Genomic DNA, 18,032 nt, shown 5'->3' with positions numbered 1-18,032 from the left:
CTCGCTGTAGCTTAGAACGGGATTTCGTCGTCGTCGATGCCGCCTGATGCCGGTGCCGGTGCGCTGGACTGCGCGGCGTAGGGCTCGGAGTATCCGCCGCTGTCCTGTCCGCCTCCGTAACCGCTGCTTTGGCCGCCACCGTATCCGCCGCCCTCGTTGCGACTGTCCAACAGGGTCAGTTCACCGCGGTAAGGGCGCAGAACGACTTCGGTGGAATAGCGATCCTGTCCGGACTGATCCTGCCACTTGCGCGTTTCCAGTTGGCCTTCGATGTAGACCTTTGACCCTTTGCGCAAATACTGCTCGGCGATGCGGACGAGCGGTTCGGAAAAAATAGCGACTGTGTGCCACTCGGTCCGTTCGCGGCGTTCACCGGTATTGCGGTCTTTCCAGTTCTCCGAGGTCGCGATCCGTAGGTTGCAGACCTTGCCACCGTTCTGAAACGACCGCACTTCGGGATCGCGCCCGAGATTGCCGACCAGAATGACTTTGTTGACTGAACCTGCCATGGATTTCCCCGTTTTTTGACTAGCTTGATGGCGCCCGAATCTGACGCTGAGTTCACCTGAAACCCTATACGTCCTGCGCCCGGGTTGGAACACGGTTGATGCCCGGAATGCCACCCGGAAAATCAGTGTTTCCTTAACCAAGCTTTCATTTCTGCCTGAAATACCTATAATCCGAATGAGTGCTGAACGAGCGGGATTGCTTGAATGCGTTGTCTGTTAAGTGGTTTTTCAATTGCATGCCTCGTTCTGGCGTCGACGCCGCTGAGCGCGGATGTCCTGTCGACCAAGAATCGCAAAGATATCTTTTTGAAGCAGGCCAAGATTCTGGACACGCGGGCCGCCAGCCAGTATCGCGACTCTGAACGGCTGAAACCGAAGACACCGGACGGCAGTTTCAAAAAGCGCTATTCCGGCAAGTACCGTGGTGAGTACCTTGCCATGGCGCGCCAAGCAGCGCGCAAGCACAATGTCCCGGAAGAACTGTTCCTGCGTCTGGTGCAACAGGAAAGCGGTTGGAACCCTCACGCCAAGTCGCATAAGGGCGCTTTGGGCCTCGCGCAGCTGATGCCGCAAACCGCCAGACTGCTGAACGTGAACCCGCATGACCCGAAGCAAAACCTTGAAGGCGGTGCGCGGTATCTTTCGTGGCAATACCGTAAATTCAAGTCCTGGCGCCTGGCGCTGGCAGCCTACAACGCGGGTCCGCAAGCGGTGGAAAAACATGGCGGCGTGCCGCCCTATGCCGAGACACAGAATTACGTCAAAGTCATCTGGGGCGGCTGATACCAAAGCCGCACAAAAAACCGGCCCAGGGCCGGTTTTTCTTTGGGCGCTTACTCGGCTGCTATTTTGATGACAGGCTCCATCTTGGCCAGTGTCTCCGTGGACAGATGACACTTGACCTGGTGTCCGTCAGCCAGCGTCTGGACCGGCGGAACCTCTTTTTCGCACAATCCGCCCGCAACTTCGGACTTCCAACGACACCGGGTTTGGAACGGACATCCGGGCGGCGGGTTCATCGCCGAAGGAATGTCGCCTTCAAGGACAATGTGTTTCTTTTCGACCGAGGTATCGGCGATTGGAACCGCGCTCAGCAGTGCCTCGGTATAGGGGTGATAGGGCGGCGAGAAGACTTGATCGGTCGTGCCCAACTCGACCACGTGGCCCAGATACATAACCATGACGCGGTCGCTGAGGTAGCGTACGATCGACAGGTCGTGGCTGATGAAAAGCAGTGTCGTCTTGTGTTCGCGCTGGATCTCCATCAACAGATCGGTCACGGCTGCCTGCACCGACACATCCAATGCCGAGACCGGCTCGTCCGCGACGACGATCCGGGCGTCCCCGGCAAAGGCACGGGCTATCCCGACGCGCTGTTTCTGGCCGCCTGACAGTTGGCGCGGCATACGGTCGGCAAACGCGCGCGGCAGCTTCACCAGGTCCAGCAACTCGAGCATCCGTTGCTTGCGTTCGGCCTCCGAGTTTCCGACGCCGAAGATCTCCAGCGCGCGGATGATCTGACGTCCGACCGTCATCGACGGGTTCAGCGTATCGAACGGGTTCTGGAACACCATCTGGACTTCGCCGACGGTCTTGGCATCCCGTTCTTCGATCGGCAAATGCTCGATATTGCGGTTGTCCAGCAGGATCTGCCCGTCGGTCGCCGTCTCCAATCCCATGAGGACCTTGGCAAACGTGGATTTGCCGCAGCCGGACTCGCCAACGATGGCCAGCGTTTCCGATTCATGTGCGTCGAAGCTGAGGGTTTCGTTGGCCTTGACCACTTTCTTCTCGCCCCCACCGAACAGGGCGTTTGCGGCCACCTCGTAATATTTCTTGAGGTTGTCCATCTTCAGAACGGTCTTGCCGATCGGCGCTTTTTCTTTTTGCTCGGCAACCGTGATGGGTGCGTTCCAGTCGATTTCCTGGAACTTCAAGCAGCGCGTATGGTGGCGGTCATTGCCGGGGACCGGGAACATCTGAATGTCCTGCGCGTCACAACGCCCTTCCTCGAAATAGTCGCATCGCGGGCCGAAATTGCAGCCCGGTGGGCGTTCGTGCGGCAACGGGAAGTTGCCGGGGATAGCAACCAGCGGGCGCGAATTCTTGTCCGCGCCGGGCAGGGGGATCGAGCGGAACAGCGCCTGAGTGTAGGGGTGCTGCATCTCGTCAAAGACATCGTGGATCGAGCCACGTTCGACCGCCTCGCCGGAATACATCACGCACAAACGGTCACATGTCTCTAGAACCAGGCCGAGGTTGTGCGAAATGAACAGCATTGATGTGCCGTATTTCTTGCCCAGATCCTTGACCAGTTCCACCACGGCGGCCTCGACCGTCACGTCCAGCGCGGTTGTCGGTTCGTCCAGGATCAGAAGCGACGGCTTGGACATCAGGGCCATCGCGATCACGATGCGCTGCTGCTGGCCACCGGACAGCTGATGCGGAAAGCTGTTCAGCATCCGCTCGGGGTCCGGCAGGCGCACATCCGTCACCACTTCCAGAGCACGGGCATAGGCCTCTTCTTTGCTGACCCCTTCGTGGATCATCGGCACTTCCATCAGCTGTTTGCCGATCTTCATCGCCGGGTTCAAAGAAGCCATCGGCTCTTGATAGATCATCGCGATCTCATTGCCGCGAATATCCCGAAGTTCTTCCTTGCTCATCTCGCTAAGGTCACGGCCCTTGAATTTGATCGAGCCGCCAACGATCCGACCATTCTTGCCAAGGTCCTGCATGACACCCAAGGCGACCGTCGACTTGCCGCAGCCGGATTCACCGACCAACCCGACAGCCTCGCCGGGCTGCACACTGACCGAAAAATCCATAACGGCCGGTATTTCCCGCAAGCGGGTAAAGAACGAAATCGAGAGCTTGTCGATTTCGAGGATCGGCCCGTCGTAATCCGCCAGTTTGTTCATCTTGCTTGCTCCTCGCCAGCACTCGGGGGATCCCCTTCATCTGGCTAAAAATATCCTGGTGGGGGCCGGGGGCAGTCCCCCGGCCGCTTTCACATCAGTCCTTCAGGCTTTCTTCTCGCAGGCCATCCGCCAGCAGGTTCAATCCCAGAACCAGTGACAACAGCGCCAGTGCCGGCGGCAGTGCAGGGTGCAGGTAGATCGACAGCAGCTTGCGTCCTTCGTTGATCGTGGACCCCCAATCCGGGCTTTCCGGCGGCAGGCCCAGTCCAAAGAACCCCAAGGTCCCCAAGAGGATGGTCGTGTAGCCGATGCGCAGGCAGAAATCGACGATCAGCGGCCCGCGGGCGTTGGGCAGGATTTCCCAAAGCATGATGTACCAGGGGCCTTCGCCGCGCGTCTGCGCCGCGGCCACGTAATCGCGTGTCTTGATGTCCATGGCCAAGCCGCGCACGATGCGGAACACCGTGGGCGAGTTGACGAAGACAACCGAAACGAACACGACCAGGATGCCGCCAGGAATGTCGAACAGATCCAGATAGGTCGGCAGACCCCAGATGCTGTAGTCGTCCGTGCGGATGACGTATCCCCCGGTCGAGATCAGCGACAGGTACAGCCAGATCGCGATACCCAAGACGCCGATCAGCAGCGGCGTACGGAATTTCGGCCGGGTGTAGTAGCGCGAATTCAGAAGGACACCGATGAAGAGGATCGGGAACACGAACAGGACTGCGGCCATATAGTTCGGCACGCCGGTCGCGACGATTTCCGGTGTGACCAGCAGGTAGAACAGCAGGATGACCGGGAACGCCAGGATCAGATTGGCGAGGAACGACAGAAACGTGTCCAGCCGCCCGCCATAATACCCGGCGGGCAAGCCCAGCGTGATCCCGACCATGAAGGCAAACATCGTGGCCAGCGGAGCAATCTGTACGACGATCCACGCCCCCTTGACCATGCGGCTGAATACGTCGCGGGCAAGGTTGTCGCCGCCCAGCAGGTACCAGGCGAACTCACCGTCCTCGGCATTCGGCAGGGGGGTGCCGGGCACCTTGTTCTTCATGCCGGAAACCTGGACCAACGGATCATGTGTCACGATCAGGTCCAAAGCCCCGAAGATGCCGGTGAAAACCCAGAACATGACCAGTCCAAAACCGATCATGCCGATCGGGCTGTCGAAAAGCTTGCCGTACAGGCCAAGGCGCCGTTTGAAGGCAACCGACATCGCGAAAAGAATGATCAGCGACAGCCAGACCGGCAGAAATTGCTGCGAGATCGCGCCGATAATCCCGGCCCCAGTGCCCAAGAGTATTCCCAGCAGCAGGTAGGCGACCACCGTCGCGATGCTGGCCAGGAAAGAATACCACAGCGCGGATTGCGTCAGGTTCCTGAGGCCGCCGCCCGAACTGACGGTGCCATCCGCATTCACGCTGACTTGCGTCTCGGGCAGCAGAATGCTTGCCAGGATCCAGACAACGACGGATACGACCAGCGCAGCCAGGGCGATCATCATGATCGGGTTCAGAAAGGCGATAGAGCCAGTCCAGCTCAGAGGTTCCATGGTCTATCCTCCCTTATGAAATGCGGATGCGCGGGTTGAGGTAGACATAGCCGATATCCGAGATCAGCTGCGTCACGAGCACCACAAAGACCGACACGACCGAGATCGCCAGCAGAAGCTGGATGTCGTTGTTCCCCGCGGCCTGCACCAGTGCCCAACCGAAACCCTTGTAGTTGAACAGGGTCTCGACGATCACGACGCCGTTCAGCAACCAGGGAAACTGCAGCATGATAACGGTGAAGGGCGCGATCAGCGCGTTGCGTAGGGCGTGCTTCAGAACGATATTCCCGAAGGACACACCCTTCAGGCGCGCAGTCCGGATGTATTGCGCGGTCATCACTTCGGTCATCGAGGCTCGGGTCATCCGTGCAATGTAGCCCATGCCGTAAAGGGCAATGGTCAGGACCGGCAGGAAGAAATTCTCGAAGGTCGGGTTCTCCATGGCCTGTGTGGCGGTGCCCTTGAACCATTTCAGACCCACGGTTGAAGAGGTGAAGATGGCGATGAAGATCACGCCCGACACGTATTCCGGCGTGGCCGTCGTGATGATCGAAAACGTGGAAAGGGACCGGTCCAGGGCAGACCCCTCGCGCATGCCGGCTAGCACACCAACCAATAGGGCGGTCGGGATCATCAGCACCAGCACCCAGAACATCAGGTAGCCGGTGTTGCCCAGACGCTTGCTGACGATCGTTCCGACTTCGTCCTTGAAGACGGTTGAATAGCCCCAGTCGCCCTGAAGAACGCCGCAGTAGCGCGGTGTCGTTTCCGAAGTAGAGCCGGGACGGGTGCAACTTCCCACGAACTGACCATCCGGTAGCGTGTTGGTGAAACCGGGCACCACCCCAAGCCATTGGCCGTACTTGACCAGCGTGGGCTGCATGTATCCGCGGTTCTCAAGCCAGGTGACGACCTGTTCATCGGACATACGCTGGTTGCCCTGCGTCTTGGCCAGTTTTTCCAGGTTTGGATAGAGGTTGGTCAGGAAGAAGACAACGAAGGTCAGGCAGAGTGCCGTCAACAGCATCACGCCCAATCGTCGAAGGATGAAGAGTCCCATGTTGGCCCCTGTTGTTCGGGTTCTCCGCAGATCAGTGGACCATTTTCTGGCCTCGGACGTCCGACCCCGCGTCGGTGTGTCTGCGGCTGGAAAGGGGCGCCCGCATTCGGGCGCCCCTTGAAAGGTTCAGGTCGGGATCAGGCCGCCCAACCCCATTTGTAGTGATGGTGTTCGAACGACACATGCATGTCGGTTCCGACCAGACCGTCCTTCATGTGACGGTACAGCGACCGCCAATAGGGCTGGATGGTGACGCCTTCTTCCTGGATCATTGCTTCGCCCTTGGCCACGATTTCGCGGCGCTTGTCGGCATCGGCAATGGCCAGAGCTTCGGTCAGAAGGGCGTCAAACTCGGCATTGGACCAGCCGAATTCGTTCCAGGCCTCGCCGGTGCGGTAGGCCAGTGCCCAGATCTGAACGCCCAGCGGACGATGGTTCCAGTTGGTCGAGCTGTAGGGGTATTTCGCCCAGTCGTTCCAGAACGTGTTGCCTGGCAGAACCGTCCGCTTGACCTTGATGCCCGCGTCGCGCAGCTGGGCTGCCACGGCATCGGTGGTGTTGCGGCGCCAGTCATCGTCGATCGAGATCAGCTCGTGCTCGAAATCGGCCATACCGGCCTCTTCCATCAGCTTGCGAGCGCCTTCCGGGTCAACTTTCTGCGGCGGCAGTTCGTAGTAATCCGGGTGGATCGGACCAACGTGGTGGTTTTCCGCAGGAGAGCCGCGACCACCGTAGCCAAGTTCGAGGCAGACCGAGTTGTCCACGGCCATCTGCAGCGCCTGACGCACACGTTTGTCGGCATAGACCTTCTTGCCGTCCACTTCCGCAAGCTGGTTCGGGCGGACCACGATCGTGTTCATCGTGACAACCTCGGACTTCACGTAGCCCAGGCTGTCCATCACGTCGATGAATTCACCAACCGATTCATACAGCATGTCGACTTCGTCCGATTCCAGAGCCGCCAGCCATGCCGACGGATCGGTGCCGTAGTCGATGTACTCAATGCGGTCCAGCGCCGGACGACCGAATACGGCTTCGCCCCACCAGGTGTGGTTTTCGTTGCGCACAAGCGCGGCTTTCACACCCACTTCCAGCTCTTCGATCAGGTAGGGGCCCGTGCCGACATTGTTTGTCAGGTCCGTTTCGCTGAACGAGCTGTGGATGATCGCGGCCGGATAGTCTGCCATGCCCGGGATCAACGAGATGTCCGAGTTCGGCAGGTTCAGCTTGACGGTGTGCGAGTCCACAACCTCGATCGCGCCTTCGATTGCCTGGCCGGTGTCTGCGTCGACCAGCGTAGCGAAACGGCCCGCCATCGAGTTCGTTTCCGAGCTCTTGTCGCACCAGCGCGCGATGTTGCGTGCCACGTCTTCGGCAGTGAAATCGTCGCCGTTGTTCCACTTGACGCCCTGACGGACCTTCAGCGTGTAGACGGTCGCATCGTCGTTGACTTCCCAGCCCTCCAGCAGCATGCCGCGGAATGTGCCGTCCGAGTTGTACTCGACCAGGTATTCCAGCGTGCCACGGGTGACGTTGGCGATCTGCGACCAGTCATAGGTGCGCGGATCCTTCAGCGCGCGAACTTCCTGCTGAACGCGCAGGGTGCCACCTTCTTTCTTGGCGTCTTCGCCCGCCGCCTTGGCGGGTGCGGTCAGGCCGACCATGCCGTAGGCGGCCGCTGCAGTGACACCAAGGCTGGTCGTGCGCGTCAGAAACTCGCGGCGGCTCAGCTTGCCGTCCCGATATTCCTGGGCGTGCATTTCGGCAGCCCAGTGCATCGGTGCTCCGGTCAAAGTCTTGGTTTTCATGGATGTCTCCCTGTGAGATTATTATGGGTATTTGTTGGTCCCCGTCGAAGCCAGACAGCGCCGAGCAAGGTCATTTTGGATGTGGTTATTTGAATTCTGTGCATCCCCATGGGTTCATTCGGCACCAGATTCCAATTTAGGTCAATGTTCGAAATCGTCATCAAGTGCACAAAAACGACATTTGCAGAGAAACCTGAGCCGTGGCCGCCGGGGCTGCTATCGGCAAGTCTGATTCTGGAACTTGTGATTCCCTTTTCCGAAGGGTTTCGGCCGAAAACCCCTTATGTGGCTGAAAATAAATGACTTCGGACGAGGTTTTGGTGAGATGTCAGTGATTCACTCAGCCTTGGCTCGGATCGACGTTATGCCATTGCTTCATCCGGGCACGGCACCACGTGCGCTGGCGTTTGGCGTATTGGCGTGTCGCAATCGTTGCTCTTTCGCGGGCATCGGCCAAGGTCATTCGCCCCTCGATGTGGGCCATCAATTCAGGTACCCCGATGGCCTTGCACGAAGGCAGGTTCGGGTCGTACCTGTCGCGCATCGCCGCAACTTCGTCCAGGGCACCCGCCCGCAACATCTGGTCAAAGCGCGAATTGATGCGCGTGATCAGCCAGTCTCGCTCAGGAGTCACGACGATCGGAAACGCTTGATCCAATGGCAGCAGCGGTGGCGGCGTGTCGTCCTGCCAATCCGCTAGGGTCCGGCCCGTGGCTTGCTCGACCTCCCAGGCCCGTTGCACACGGGCGCGGTTGCGCGTGTCGATCCGGTCCCGTGTCCTTGGATCAATCCCGGCCAGAAGCTCGGGCAGGGGGATCGCGTCCGCAGTCTTGCGCAACTCGGGCGGCGTTGCCGGGATGTCTGCCATACCTTCCGTCAGCGTCGAAAAGTAGAGACCTGTTCCGCCCACGATGATCGGACGCTGCGGCCCTGACAAAAAAGTCCGCACCTCGCGCAGCCAGTGGCCGGCCGAATAGTCTTGATCAAAAGCGACATGGCCATAGAGAGCGTGTGGAGCCCGAGCTTCTTCGTCGATCGAGGGTCGGGCGGAAATGATGCGCCAGCAGTCATAAACCTGGCTGGCATCCGCATTGACGATGATCCCGCCCGCGTGTTCGGCAATCTCCAGTGCAAGGGCTGATTTGCCCGATGCGGTCGGCCCCATGATAAGGACCGGCAGATCGTCGGGAATGGGCGGCAGACTGTTCAGCAAATTGCGCGCTGTGTTTTCAGCCATGAGTGTTTGCCCTGTTCCTTGACCATCCGCATTGAACCCGCGGTGGTTTTGCTTCATTTTGCGCCGGAAAACAAACCCGTGCCAGCCCGGAGCGCAACATGAGCCTTTCTTCCACCAACACAACCGCCGAAACCCCAAAAACGACATACAAACGCGTCATGTTGAAAATCTCGGGCGAGGCGCTGATGGGGGATCAGGGATTCGGGCTGCATCCGCCGACTGTCCAGCGCATCGCGCAGGAGGTGAAGTCGGTGCATGATCTCGGGGTCGAGATCTGCATGGTCATCGGCGGAGGGAATATCTTTCGCGGCCTGTCCGGTTCGGCCCAAGGGATGGAACGGACCACGGCCGACTACATGGGCATGTTGGCGACCGTGATGAACGCGCTGGCCATGCAATCCGCGCTTGAGGGCCTGGGCGTCTTCACCCGGGTGATCTCGGCCATCCGCATGGATGAGGTGTGCGAGCCCTATATTCGCCGCCGCGCTGTGCGCCACTTGGAAAAGAAACGGGTGTGCATCTTTGCGGCTGGAACTGGCAACCCGTACTTCACCACAGATACCGCAGCGACGTTGCGTGCCAACGAAATGACCTGCGAGGCCATCTTCATGGGCAAGAACGGGGTCGACGGCGTCTACGACAAGGACCCCAAGGCACATTCGGACGCTGTCCGCTATGACTCGGTGACCTATGACGACGTTCTCGCCAAGCGTTTGAAGGTCATGGATGCTTCGGCTATCGCTCTGGCGCGCGACAACAATCTGCCGCTGATCGTATTCGGACTGGACGAGCCCGGCGGGTTCCGCGGAATTCTGGCAGGCGAGGGGACCTATACCAAGGTTCAAGGCTAGCCAAAGGTCCGACCGAACAGCCCACATTAGTTTGCCTGGCGCCCGACTCGGTTCGGACGTTAGGTAACCCAACGCCTTCCGGTCCGCTGAAAATGCTCGGTGTGACCGGTATGCGTGTCGCTTTTGCCCGCCGGAAAGTCTCTGGCGGCTGACCGAAAAAGCGATCTTTCCCTGATCAAAAGCGCATTAAAGTGAGAGGAGAGAGAATGTCCGACAATTCAGATGCCGACTACGAGGTCGGCCAGGACAATATCCAGGTCATGGGGCTGGATATTCACAATCCGGTTTTTGCCGTGTCTGGCCTGACCATCATCGCCTTCGTCTTCTTTTCGTTGGTTTTCCGCGAGCAGGCTGCTGATTTCTTCGGCTGGTTGCGCCCCGCGCTGACCAACCGGTTCGACTGGGTATTCATGCTTTCGGCCAACATCTTCGTCGTGTTTTCGTTGCTGCTGATCGTGACGCCGCTGGGCAAGATCAGGTTGGGCGGCGACGATGCGAAACCGGACTACAGCTATGCGGGTTGGTTCTCGATGCTGTTCGCCGCTGGCATGGGGATCGGGCTTGTTTTCTGGGGTGTGGCCGAGCCGATCTCGCACTATGGCGCATCACTTGGCGGTGTCGCTGTGGGAGAGGACGGCCTGCGCACCGACTGGGCACCGTTGGGCGCCGGGCTGGAGGATCCCGACGCATCGCGGAAGCTGGCGATGGCAGCCACGATTTTTCATTGGGGCATGCATCCTTGGGCGATCTATGCGGTTGTTGCGCTGGCCTTGGCATTCTTCAGCTTCAATCGCGGGCTGCCCTTGACGATGCGTTCGGTCTTTTACCCGCTGTTCGGCGAGGCCACTTGGGGCCCGCTGGGGCATGTCATCGATGTGCTTGCGGTCTTTGCGACCATCTTCGGCCTGGCGACCTCGCTTGGCCTGGGGGCGACACAGGCGCTGGCCGGTTTGAATTATCTGTTTGATGTTCCGGTGACGGACGGGATGAAAGTGCTGTTGATCGGCTTGATCACGGTCTTCGCCCTGATTTCTGTGATCGCCGGACTGGACAAAGGGGTCAAACGCTTGTCCGAGGCCAACATGGTGCTGGCAGCCCTGCTTTTGTTGCTGGTCTTGATCGTGGGGCCGACCATGGTGATCCTGACCGGGTTCTTCGACAGCATGATCGAATACGTCGTCGCGCTGCCGGGCCTGTCCAATTGGATCGGTCGCGAAGACACGAACTTCATGCAGGGCTGGACCACCTTCTACTGGGCGTGGTGGATTTCTTGGTCGCCGTTCGTCGGCATGTTCATCGCACGTATATCGCGCGGGCGCACGATCCGCGAGTTCGTGACCTGTGTCATCCTGATCCCGACGCTGGTCGGCGCCCTTTGGATGAGCGTTTTCGGCGGAGCTGCTCTGGATCAGGTCATGTCCGGCAATGGGCAGGCTTTGACCGATGCGGCGCTGGAACTGAAGATGTTCAAGATGTTCGAGGCCTTCCCGATGGCAGGTCTGCTGTCGTTCGTCGGTATCGTTCTGGTGGTTGTGTTCTTCGTCACAAGCTCGGACTCGGGTTCGCTGGTGATCGACACCATCACGGCTGGCGGCAAGACCGATGCTCCGACGGCTCAGCGCGTATTTTGGTGCGTGCTGGAAGGGGCCATCGCGGTCGTACTGCTGCTGGGCGGTGGGCTCGGCGCATTGCAGGCCGCGGCCATTGCCACCGGCTTTCCCTTTGCGATCGTGTTGGTTTTGATGTGCGTGTCCATCTTCATCGGTCTGATGAACGAACGTCGACGCAACTGAGCGTACCGCCACTGACAGAGGGCCCCGGTGACGTCACCGGGGCCTTTCTTTTCATTTCTGACTGCCTTCGAAGAAGCCGACCGAATTGCCGTCGGGATCGACCGCATAGAAGAACCGACCGGCCGGGATCTGGATCGGATCCGAGACAACCTGACCCCCGGCAACCTTGACTCTGGCCATGATCTCTTCAGCCGTGCCCTCTGCCGCCAGATGAAGGGTCGGACCGGTACCATCTTTTGCTGGCTTTCCCGGGTACAGATGCAAGGCCACGCCCGTTGCCGGGTCAGCGGGGCGGAACATGGCCATGGGGTTTGGGCCGGATGTGTCGACCGCAAGTTCTGCCCCCGTGGCGTGTGCATAGAATTGTACCGCCTTGTCCAAGTCGGAAACGGGCAGTTCGCCCCACACCAGAAAATCCTTTGGAAGATAACTCATCTTTAACCTCTCTTGTCTTGAGTGCCGCGAGTTTGGCATGCGCTGATGACAGAAGCTGGCATCAGACGCCCGGCTTGACCGCGCGGGGTTGGCCAGGCTAACTGACGGCGTTTGGTCCCGTCATCCCCGTGCGGGCTGCCGAACTGCCACGGCGATACCCGCGGCTGGCTGGAAGACCTGCCATGTATCGGAGTTGTCCGGTGTCATGCGCGGGCGGAATTTCGGAACATTGGGCATGACAACAGAAGGATTGTGCGATGGGCACTCTGGATATCGATTTCGTTCGGGCGCAGTTTCCGGCTTTTTCCGAACCCAGCCTGAAAGGGCAGGCATTCTTTGAGAACGCGGGCGGCTCCTATACCTGCAAACCCGTTCTGGATCGGCTGACCCGCTTCTATACCCAGCGCAAGGTTCAGCCATATGCGCCCTACGAGGCCAGCCGCCTGGCGGGCGAAGAGATGGATGAGGCACGTGCCCGGATGGCGGCCCTGCTGGGCGTGGACACCGACGAACTGAGTTTTGGCCCTTCGACCACGCAGAACACCTACGTGCTGGCGCAGGCATTTCGGCAGTGGATGAAGCCGGGTGAAGCGATCGTAGTGACCAACCAGGACCATGAAGCCAACTCGGGCCCCTGGCGGCGCCTTGCCGAGGACGGCATCGAGGTTCGCGAATGGGAAATCGACCCGGAAACCGGTTCGCTGAATCCGTCCGATCTGGAAAACCTGCTGGACGACAAGGTGCGGCTGGTCTGCTTTCCCCACTGTTCGAACGTGATCGCCGAGATCAACCCGGTCACCGAAATCACTGCGATCGCGCATGCGGCCGGGGCATTTGTCTGCGTGGATGGTGTTTCCTACGCACCGCACGGCTTCCCGAACGTGGGGGACCTTGGGCCGGATATCTATCTGTTCTCTGCCTACAAGACCTACGGACCGCATCAGGGCTGCATGGTGATCCGGCGCACGCTGGGCGAGTTGCTGCCCAATCAGGGGCATTTCTTCAACGGAGACGTGCTGTACAAGCGGTTCACGCCGGCCGGACCGGACCATGCTCAGATTGCCGCCAGCGCCGGTATGGCCGACTATGTCGAACAACTCTGCGACCACCACGGCGGCCCATCCTCGGGGGCTTCTGCGCGTGGTGCTTTTGTCCACGACCTGATGCGTGCGCACGAAGTTGAGCTTCTGCAGCCGGTTCTGGACGCGCTCAAGGATCGCAACGCGGTGCGCCTGATCGGCCCGTCCGATGCCGAACGACGGGCTCCGACCGTGGCCTTGGCCGTCAACCGCAACGCCGAAAGCGTGGCGGCTGATCTGTCCGAACACGGCATCATGGCCGGCGGTGGTGACTTCTATGCGGTTCGCCCGCTGACCGCCATGGGTGTCGATCTGGGGCAAGGTGTTCTACGGGTCAGTTTCACCCACTACACCTCGCGAAACGAGATCGACCAATTGCTTGAAGCATTTGACCGGGTTTTGTGATCCGGTAACAGTTCCGCCCCGTAGACATATGAAAACGGGGCGGAAATGGACAAAGAGCAGTCACCAATCATTTTGTGGTTCCGGCGTGATCTGCGCCTGAGTGACCATCCGGCTTTGGCTGCGGCCGCGCAGACAGGCCGACCTGTGATTCCTGTTTTTCTGCGAGATCAGCTGGTCGATGACTTGGGCGCGGCTCCGAAATGGCGGCTGGGCCTCGGCCTTTCCGCATTGTCAGACAGCCTCGAGCGCAAGGGCAGCAAGCTGATCCTGCGAAGCGGCCCGGCGCTGGCCGCGCTTGAAGACCTGATACGGGAAACGGGGGCAACTGACGTCTATTGGTCGCGGGCCTATGATCCCGAATCCATCGGGCGTGACACTCAGATAAAGGCTGCGTTGTCCGCGCAGGGCGTAACCGCCAAGTCCTTTGCCGGGCATCTTTTGTTCGAGCCATGGACGGTCGCCACACAGGCGGGTCAGCCGTTTCGTGTTTTTACGCCCATGTGGCGGGCTGTGCGCGGGAGAGAGGTTGATGCTCCCAAGTCGGCACCGTCGCGGATCGCGGCACCCCGATCATGGCCGCAGTCGGACGAGCTTGAGGCCTGGAACCTTGGCGCGGATATGCGTCGTGGCGCAGCGGTCGTGCGGGCTCATGTCGAACCGGGCGAGGCCGCCGCATTTGCGCAGCTGGACGAATTTACGGAACGGCTCGACGCGTATCCCGCAAAACGGGACGATCTGGGCGAAGACGGCACGTCGGGACTATCCGAGTACCTTTCGTTGGGCGAGATCAGCTCGGCAACCATTTGGCACCGGGTGCAGAGCACAGGGTTTTCCGGCTCGTCCGGGGCCGAGGGCTTCTTGCGCCAACTCGTCTGGCGCGAGTTCGCATATCACTTGATGTACCACACACCGCATCTACTGAGCGCAAACTGGAAGCCGGAATGGGATGCGTTTCCGTGGAACACAGACGCCGACACCCCCGAAGTTCGAGCCTGGACAATGGCGCGAACAGGGATACCGGTGATAGATGCGGGCCTACGGCAGATGTATGTCACCGGGCGGATGCACAACCGCGTCCGAATGATCGTCGCCAGCTACCTGACCAAGCACCTGATGACGCACTGGAAGATCGGCATGGATTGGTTTGCGGACTGTCTGGTCGATTGGGATCCGGCAGCGAATGCCATGGGGTGGCAGTGGGTTGCGGGGTCGGGGCCGGATGCCTCGCCGTTCTTTCGTATCTTCAACCCGCAGACCCAAGCCGAGAAGTTTGACCCCACGGGCGCCTATGTCCGCCGGTGGCTGGCCGAAGGACAAAAGAACCCACCCGAGACGGCGCTTGCCTATTTCGATGCGGTGCCGGTGTCATGGGGACTGTCTCCGACGGATGCCTATCCTGATCCGGTCGTTGATCTGAAGGTTGGGCGACAGCGGGCGCTTGCCGCCTACGAAGGCCGAAAACACCAGTAAGGAATTGAAAACTTGCCAGAAACGGAATCCCGTCCTAGCCTGCTCCGACCACCGCACAGGGGAGAGCGGATGATCCTGACGACGACAAAGGGGCAGAAAAGCCTGCCCAGATATTTTTCGCAGGTCTTCAAGATGCTGCAGCGAATGGAGTCCGGACGGCTGGACATCGCGCTGCCGGACGGGCGCATTTTTCGCAACGAAGGCGCCAAGCCCGGACCTGTCGCCCGCGTTGATATTCACGACCCGGATGTATTCGCGCGGCTGATCCGTGAAGGCGAGCTCGGCTTTTCCGACGCCTACCTTGAGGGTGGGTGGAGCACACCTGACCTGCGCGCCTTCATGGATCTTGTCCATCTGGGCACCGAGACGGTCTATGATGATTTCACTGGCAAGTTTTTGGTTCAGGCCTATGAGCGCCTGCGGTTCTGGCTGCACCGGAACAACCGAAAGCAGGCCAAAAAGAACATTTCGTACCACTATGATCTGGGCAATGATTTCTACAGCCTTTGGCTGGACGAGACGATGACCTACTCCAGCGCGCTGTTCGAAACCGGTCAGGAAAGTTTGGAAAAGGCTCAGACGGCCAAATATGCCAGCCTGGTCGACGAGATGGGAGCAAAGCCGGGCGACCACATCCTTGAAATTGGCTGCGGTTGGGGTGGCTTTGCCGAATACGCCGCCAAGGAAAGAGACCTCAGGGTCACAGGCCTGACCATCAGTCAGGAACAGTTGAAGTATGCGACGCAACGTATAGAAAAAGCTGGACTTTCGGACAGAGTAACCTTCAAGCTGCAGGACTATCGCGACGAGCGTGGGCAGTATGACGGCATTGCGTCGATCGAGATGTTCGAAGCTGTTGGGCAAAAGTACTGGCCGGTTTATTTTCAAACGGTCCGCGACCGGTTGAAGCCCGGCGCACGGGCCACGCTTCAGATCATCACTGTGGCCGACCGCCGCTGGGACGTTTACAAGAACGGTGTTGATTTTATTCAGAAATACATCTTTCCGGGCGGCATGTTGCCAGCCCCGACGGTGCTGAGGCAGGAAATCCAGCAGGCCGGTCTGGATGTGGTCAAGTCGAAGGAGTTCGGCCCAAGCTATGACCTGACCTTGCGGCGCTGGTACGACACGTTCAACCATAAATGGGACCAAGTGGCTGCAATGGGCTTTGATGAGCGTTTCCGCCGCATGTGGAATTATTATTTGACCGCCTGCGGCGCAGCCTTTGACACGGGCAATTGCGATGTGACACAGATCACCGTAGCAAAACCCAACTAACACACGGAAATACCGGAATGCCGACAGCCTCACGTCTTGTTGCCGCGCTCAGTCTCATGGTGGTGGCTTTCCTTGTGTCCGGCATGATCATCGACAACGGCGAAGAGGGAAAGGACTACGGCTACTTCACCTATGTGAACCTGGTCCTTGGTTTTTTGTGTGGTTGGGTCATCATGGGCAAACGGGCGGGCCGAGGCTGGACTGCAGCCGTGAACAATGGCCTGACCGGAGTGGTTTCTCTGGTGTTTTGGGGCCTGTTCGTCCAGGGCACGTACGAGATGTTCCGGCTTGCGATGCGTCACCGCTATGACGGGCCATTCGAGGCATTGCTGGCCATCTTCCAGATCGGAGTGGATTTCGGCAAGCAACTGATCTCGCCCGAGATCATCGCGACCTTGGCGATTGGTGCGCTGCTGTCCGGCCTGTTTACCGAAGGCGCCTCGCGGCGCTGGAACTGACGCCCTAGTCACGAGCCTACGATGACCAATCTGTTTTTCTACGGCACATTGCGGTATTTGCCGCTGCTTGAACTTGTTTTGGGTCGCTCGGGACAGGATCTTGCGGCCGAGCCGGCGATGCTGCCGGACCACGCGGTTCACGCGGTGCGGGACCAGGCCTTTCCGATGATCCTTGAGGCGCCCGGCGCAGCGGCACAGGGTATCTTGGTGCAGAACCTATCTACGCAAGACATCGAACGGTTGGCCTTCTACGAAGGTGGGTTCGACTATGACCTGCACGTCAAAGAGGTCGTCCTTGAGGGCGGATCGCCCGTTTCCGCCCAAGTCTTCTTTCCCGCCCCCGGGTTATGGACGCCGGCCGATCCCTGGTCGTTGGAACAGTGGGTGTCCGAGTGGGGTGCGATGACCCTTTTGGCTGCGGATGAGGTCATGGGGTATTTCGGCAAGGTCGATGCCTCTCGGATCGCGCGCAGCTTTCCCGCCATTCGTACCCGGGCCTGGGCCAAGCTTGCGGCGCAGCAACGAAAAACCGGGGATGGACGCAGCGCCGGCGATGATGTGATCGTGCACCGCCACACGCGCGCATACATCGACTATTTCGGGATGGAAGAAATCGAACTGCAGCACCGCCGATACGATGGATCGATGGGGCCGGTTCTCAATCGGAATGGTTTGATGCAGGGTGCTGCGGTCGTAGTGCTGCCGTATGATCCCCTGCGCGATACGGTCCTTTTGGTTGAGCAGTTCCGAACCCCGGTATTCCTGATCGACGACCCCGAGCCGTGGATGTGGGAGCCGGTCGCCGGCATGATCGATCCCGGAGAAACCCCTGAACAGGCGGCCCACCGGGAAGCCATGGAGGAGGCGCAGGTGTCGTTCTCGCGGCTCGAATATGCAGGCGGCGCCTATTCTTCGAGCGGATCGTCCACCGAATTCATCCAACTGTATGTTGGGATTGGAGACTTGACCGCCTCGATCAACAATGGTGGCTTAGCAACCGAGGGGGAGGACATTCGCAGCAGGATTCTGCCGTATGCCGAATTCATGGATATGGTTGACCGGCATGTCTTCAAGGACCTTCCACTTTTGTCCCTAGCGCATTGGTTGGCACGCAACCGCGATCGGTTGCGGGGATGACTATCCCGCCTTGTGGTCGGCGCAGGGCACCTG

At 59.5% G+C, this 18,032-nt stretch carries 15 protein-coding genes; 8 read left to right on the top strand and 7 right to left on the bottom strand.

What is annotated here, in order from left to right:
* Positions 1-11: 11 nt before the first annotated feature.
* Positions 12-509 (bottom strand): single-stranded DNA-binding protein, encoded by a 498-nt coding sequence (gene ssb / locus ACR0FC_RS06035; RefSeq protein WP_170338954.1) that lies wholly within the window; start codon positions 507-509, stop codon positions 12-14.
* 204 nt (positions 510-713) lie between these two features.
* Between ssb and ACR0FC_RS06030 the strand changes: the two genes are divergently transcribed.
* On the top strand, positions 714-1,292 hold the full coding sequence (locus ACR0FC_RS06030; protein WP_093961864.1) for a lytic transglycosylase domain-containing protein: 579 nt from the start codon (positions 714-716) through the stop codon (positions 1,290-1,292).
* A 50-nt stretch (positions 1,293-1,342) separates the two neighbouring features.
* Here ACR0FC_RS06030 and ACR0FC_RS06025 read toward each other — a convergent pair whose 3' ends face one another.
* The 5 genes from ACR0FC_RS06025 to miaA form a co-directional block, all read right to left on the bottom strand.
* Positions 1,343-3,430 (bottom strand): dipeptide ABC transporter ATP-binding protein, encoded by a 2,088-nt coding sequence (locus tag ACR0FC_RS06025; protein ID WP_093961865.1) that lies wholly within the window; start codon positions 3,428-3,430, stop codon positions 1,343-1,345.
* A gap of 94 nt (positions 3,431-3,524) precedes the next feature.
* The gene (locus tag ACR0FC_RS06020; protein ID WP_170338952.1) at positions 3,525-4,988 is read right to left on the bottom strand and encodes an ABC transporter permease; all 1,464 of its coding nucleotides are present in this window, start codon (positions 4,986-4,988) and stop codon (positions 3,525-3,527) included.
* A gap of 13 nt (positions 4,989-5,001) precedes the next feature.
* A complete protein-coding gene (locus ACR0FC_RS06015; protein WP_170338951.1) occupies positions 5,002-6,048 on the bottom strand; it encodes an ABC transporter permease in 1,047 nt (348 codons plus the stop codon).
* Positions 6,049-6,185: 137 nt separating this feature from the next.
* Positions 6,186-7,856, bottom strand: coding sequence for an ABC transporter substrate-binding protein (locus ACR0FC_RS06010; protein ID WP_170338949.1), 1,671 nt, complete (start codon positions 7,854-7,856; stop codon positions 6,186-6,188).
* A gap of 340 nt (positions 7,857-8,196) precedes the next feature.
* Positions 8,197-9,093 carry a tRNA (adenosine(37)-N6)-dimethylallyltransferase MiaA gene (gene miaA / locus ACR0FC_RS06005; RefSeq protein ID WP_254437757.1) on the bottom strand — a complete coding sequence of 299 codons (897 nt, stop codon included), beginning with the start codon at positions 9,091-9,093 and terminating at the stop codon, positions 8,197-8,199.
* 98 nt (positions 9,094-9,191) lie between these two features.
* Here miaA and pyrH point away from each other — a divergent pair, with 98 nt between their 5' ends.
* Both pyrH and ACR0FC_RS05995 read left to right on the top strand, forming a co-directional pair.
* Positions 9,192-9,944 (top strand): UMP kinase, encoded by a 753-nt coding sequence (gene pyrH / locus ACR0FC_RS06000; protein ID WP_170338945.1) that lies wholly within the window; start codon positions 9,192-9,194, stop codon positions 9,942-9,944.
* A gap of 206 nt (positions 9,945-10,150) precedes the next feature.
* Positions 10,151-11,737, top strand: a complete 1,587-nt coding sequence (locus tag ACR0FC_RS05995; protein WP_093961871.1) for a BCCT family transporter — start codon at positions 10,151-10,153, stop codon at positions 11,735-11,737.
* 51 nt (positions 11,738-11,788) lie between these two features.
* On the opposite strand, the gene ACR0FC_RS05990 is transcribed toward ACR0FC_RS05995, so the two are convergent.
* Entirely contained in the window at positions 11,789-12,172 is a 384-nt protein-coding gene (locus tag ACR0FC_RS05990) for a VOC family protein (protein WP_170338943.1), read from the bottom strand.
* A 257-nt stretch (positions 12,173-12,429) separates the two neighbouring features.
* Here ACR0FC_RS05990 and ACR0FC_RS05985 point away from each other — a divergent pair, with 257 nt between their 5' ends.
* The 5 genes from ACR0FC_RS05985 to ACR0FC_RS05965 all read left to right on the top strand — a co-directional run bounded on the left by ACR0FC_RS05985 (position 12,430) and on the right by ACR0FC_RS05965 (position 17,999).
* The gene (locus ACR0FC_RS05985) at positions 12,430-13,656 is read left to right on the top strand and encodes an aminotransferase class V-fold PLP-dependent enzyme (RefSeq protein ID WP_093961873.1); all 1,227 of its coding nucleotides are present in this window, start codon (positions 12,430-12,432) and stop codon (positions 13,654-13,656) included.
* Between the two features lie 45 nt (positions 13,657-13,701).
* Complete coding sequence (locus ACR0FC_RS05980) at positions 13,702-15,126, top strand: cryptochrome/photolyase family protein (protein WP_170338941.1); 1,425 nt, start codon at positions 13,702-13,704, stop codon at positions 15,124-15,126.
* Positions 15,127-15,195: 69 nt separating this feature from the next.
* Positions 15,196-16,404 carry an SAM-dependent methyltransferase gene (locus ACR0FC_RS05975; RefSeq protein ID WP_170338939.1) on the top strand — a complete coding sequence of 403 codons (1,209 nt, stop codon included), beginning with the start codon at positions 15,196-15,198 and terminating at the stop codon, positions 16,402-16,404.
* A 17-nt stretch (positions 16,405-16,421) separates the two neighbouring features.
* Complete coding sequence (locus ACR0FC_RS05970) at positions 16,422-16,862, top strand: TrgA family protein (RefSeq protein ID WP_093961876.1); 441 nt, start codon at positions 16,422-16,424, stop codon at positions 16,860-16,862.
* Positions 16,863-16,883: 21 nt separating this feature from the next.
* Complete coding sequence (locus ACR0FC_RS05965; protein WP_170338937.1) at positions 16,884-17,999, top strand: NUDIX domain-containing protein; 1,116 nt, start codon at positions 16,884-16,886, stop codon at positions 17,997-17,999.
* Positions 18,000-18,032: the final 33 nt, after the last annotated feature.

The sequence above is a fragment of the Ruegeria sp. BB9 genome (assembly GCF_056539345.1).
The sequence above is the reverse complement of the archived record's forward strand: the minus strand, read 5'-3'. Positions and strand labels throughout refer to the sequence as shown.

Excerpts from the sequence above, each read along its gene's own strand:
- ssb (WP_170338954.1), bottom strand. The coding sequence starts at position 509 with ATGGCAGGTTCAGTCAACAAAGTCATTCTGGTCGGCAATCTCGGGCGC.
- ACR0FC_RS06030 (WP_093961864.1), top strand. The coding sequence starts at position 714 with ATGCGTTGTCTGTTAAGTGGTTTTTCAATTGCATGCCTCGTTCTGGCG.
- ACR0FC_RS06025 (WP_093961865.1), bottom strand. The coding sequence starts at position 3,430 with ATGAACAAACTGGCGGATTACGACGGGCCGATCCTCGAAATCGACAAG.
- ACR0FC_RS06020 (WP_170338952.1), bottom strand. The coding sequence starts at position 4,988 with ATGGAACCTCTGAGCTGGACTGGCTCTATCGCCTTTCTGAACCCGATC.
- ACR0FC_RS06015 (WP_170338951.1), bottom strand. The coding sequence starts at position 6,048 with ATGGGACTCTTCATCCTTCGACGATTGGGCGTGATGCTGTTGACGGCA.
- ACR0FC_RS06010 (WP_170338949.1), bottom strand. The coding sequence starts at position 7,856 with ATGAAAACCAAGACTTTGACCGGAGCACCGATGCACTGGGCTGCCGAA.
- miaA (WP_254437757.1), bottom strand. The coding sequence starts at position 9,093 with ATGGCTGAAAACACAGCGCGCAATTTGCTGAACAGTCTGCCGCCCATT.
- pyrH (WP_170338945.1), top strand. The coding sequence starts at position 9,192 with ATGAGCCTTTCTTCCACCAACACAACCGCCGAAACCCCAAAAACGACA.
- ACR0FC_RS05995 (WP_093961871.1), top strand. The coding sequence starts at position 10,151 with ATGTCCGACAATTCAGATGCCGACTACGAGGTCGGCCAGGACAATATC.
- ACR0FC_RS05990 (WP_170338943.1), bottom strand. The coding sequence starts at position 12,172 with ATGAGTTATCTTCCAAAGGATTTTCTGGTGTGGGGCGAACTGCCCGTT.
- ACR0FC_RS05985 (WP_093961873.1), top strand. The coding sequence starts at position 12,430 with ATGGGCACTCTGGATATCGATTTCGTTCGGGCGCAGTTTCCGGCTTTT.
- ACR0FC_RS05980 (WP_170338941.1), top strand. The coding sequence starts at position 13,702 with ATGGACAAAGAGCAGTCACCAATCATTTTGTGGTTCCGGCGTGATCTG.
- ACR0FC_RS05975 (WP_170338939.1), top strand. The coding sequence starts at position 15,196 with ATGATCCTGACGACGACAAAGGGGCAGAAAAGCCTGCCCAGATATTTT.
- ACR0FC_RS05970 (WP_093961876.1), top strand. The coding sequence starts at position 16,422 with ATGCCGACAGCCTCACGTCTTGTTGCCGCGCTCAGTCTCATGGTGGTG.
- ACR0FC_RS05965 (WP_170338937.1), top strand. The coding sequence starts at position 16,884 with ATGACCAATCTGTTTTTCTACGGCACATTGCGGTATTTGCCGCTGCTT.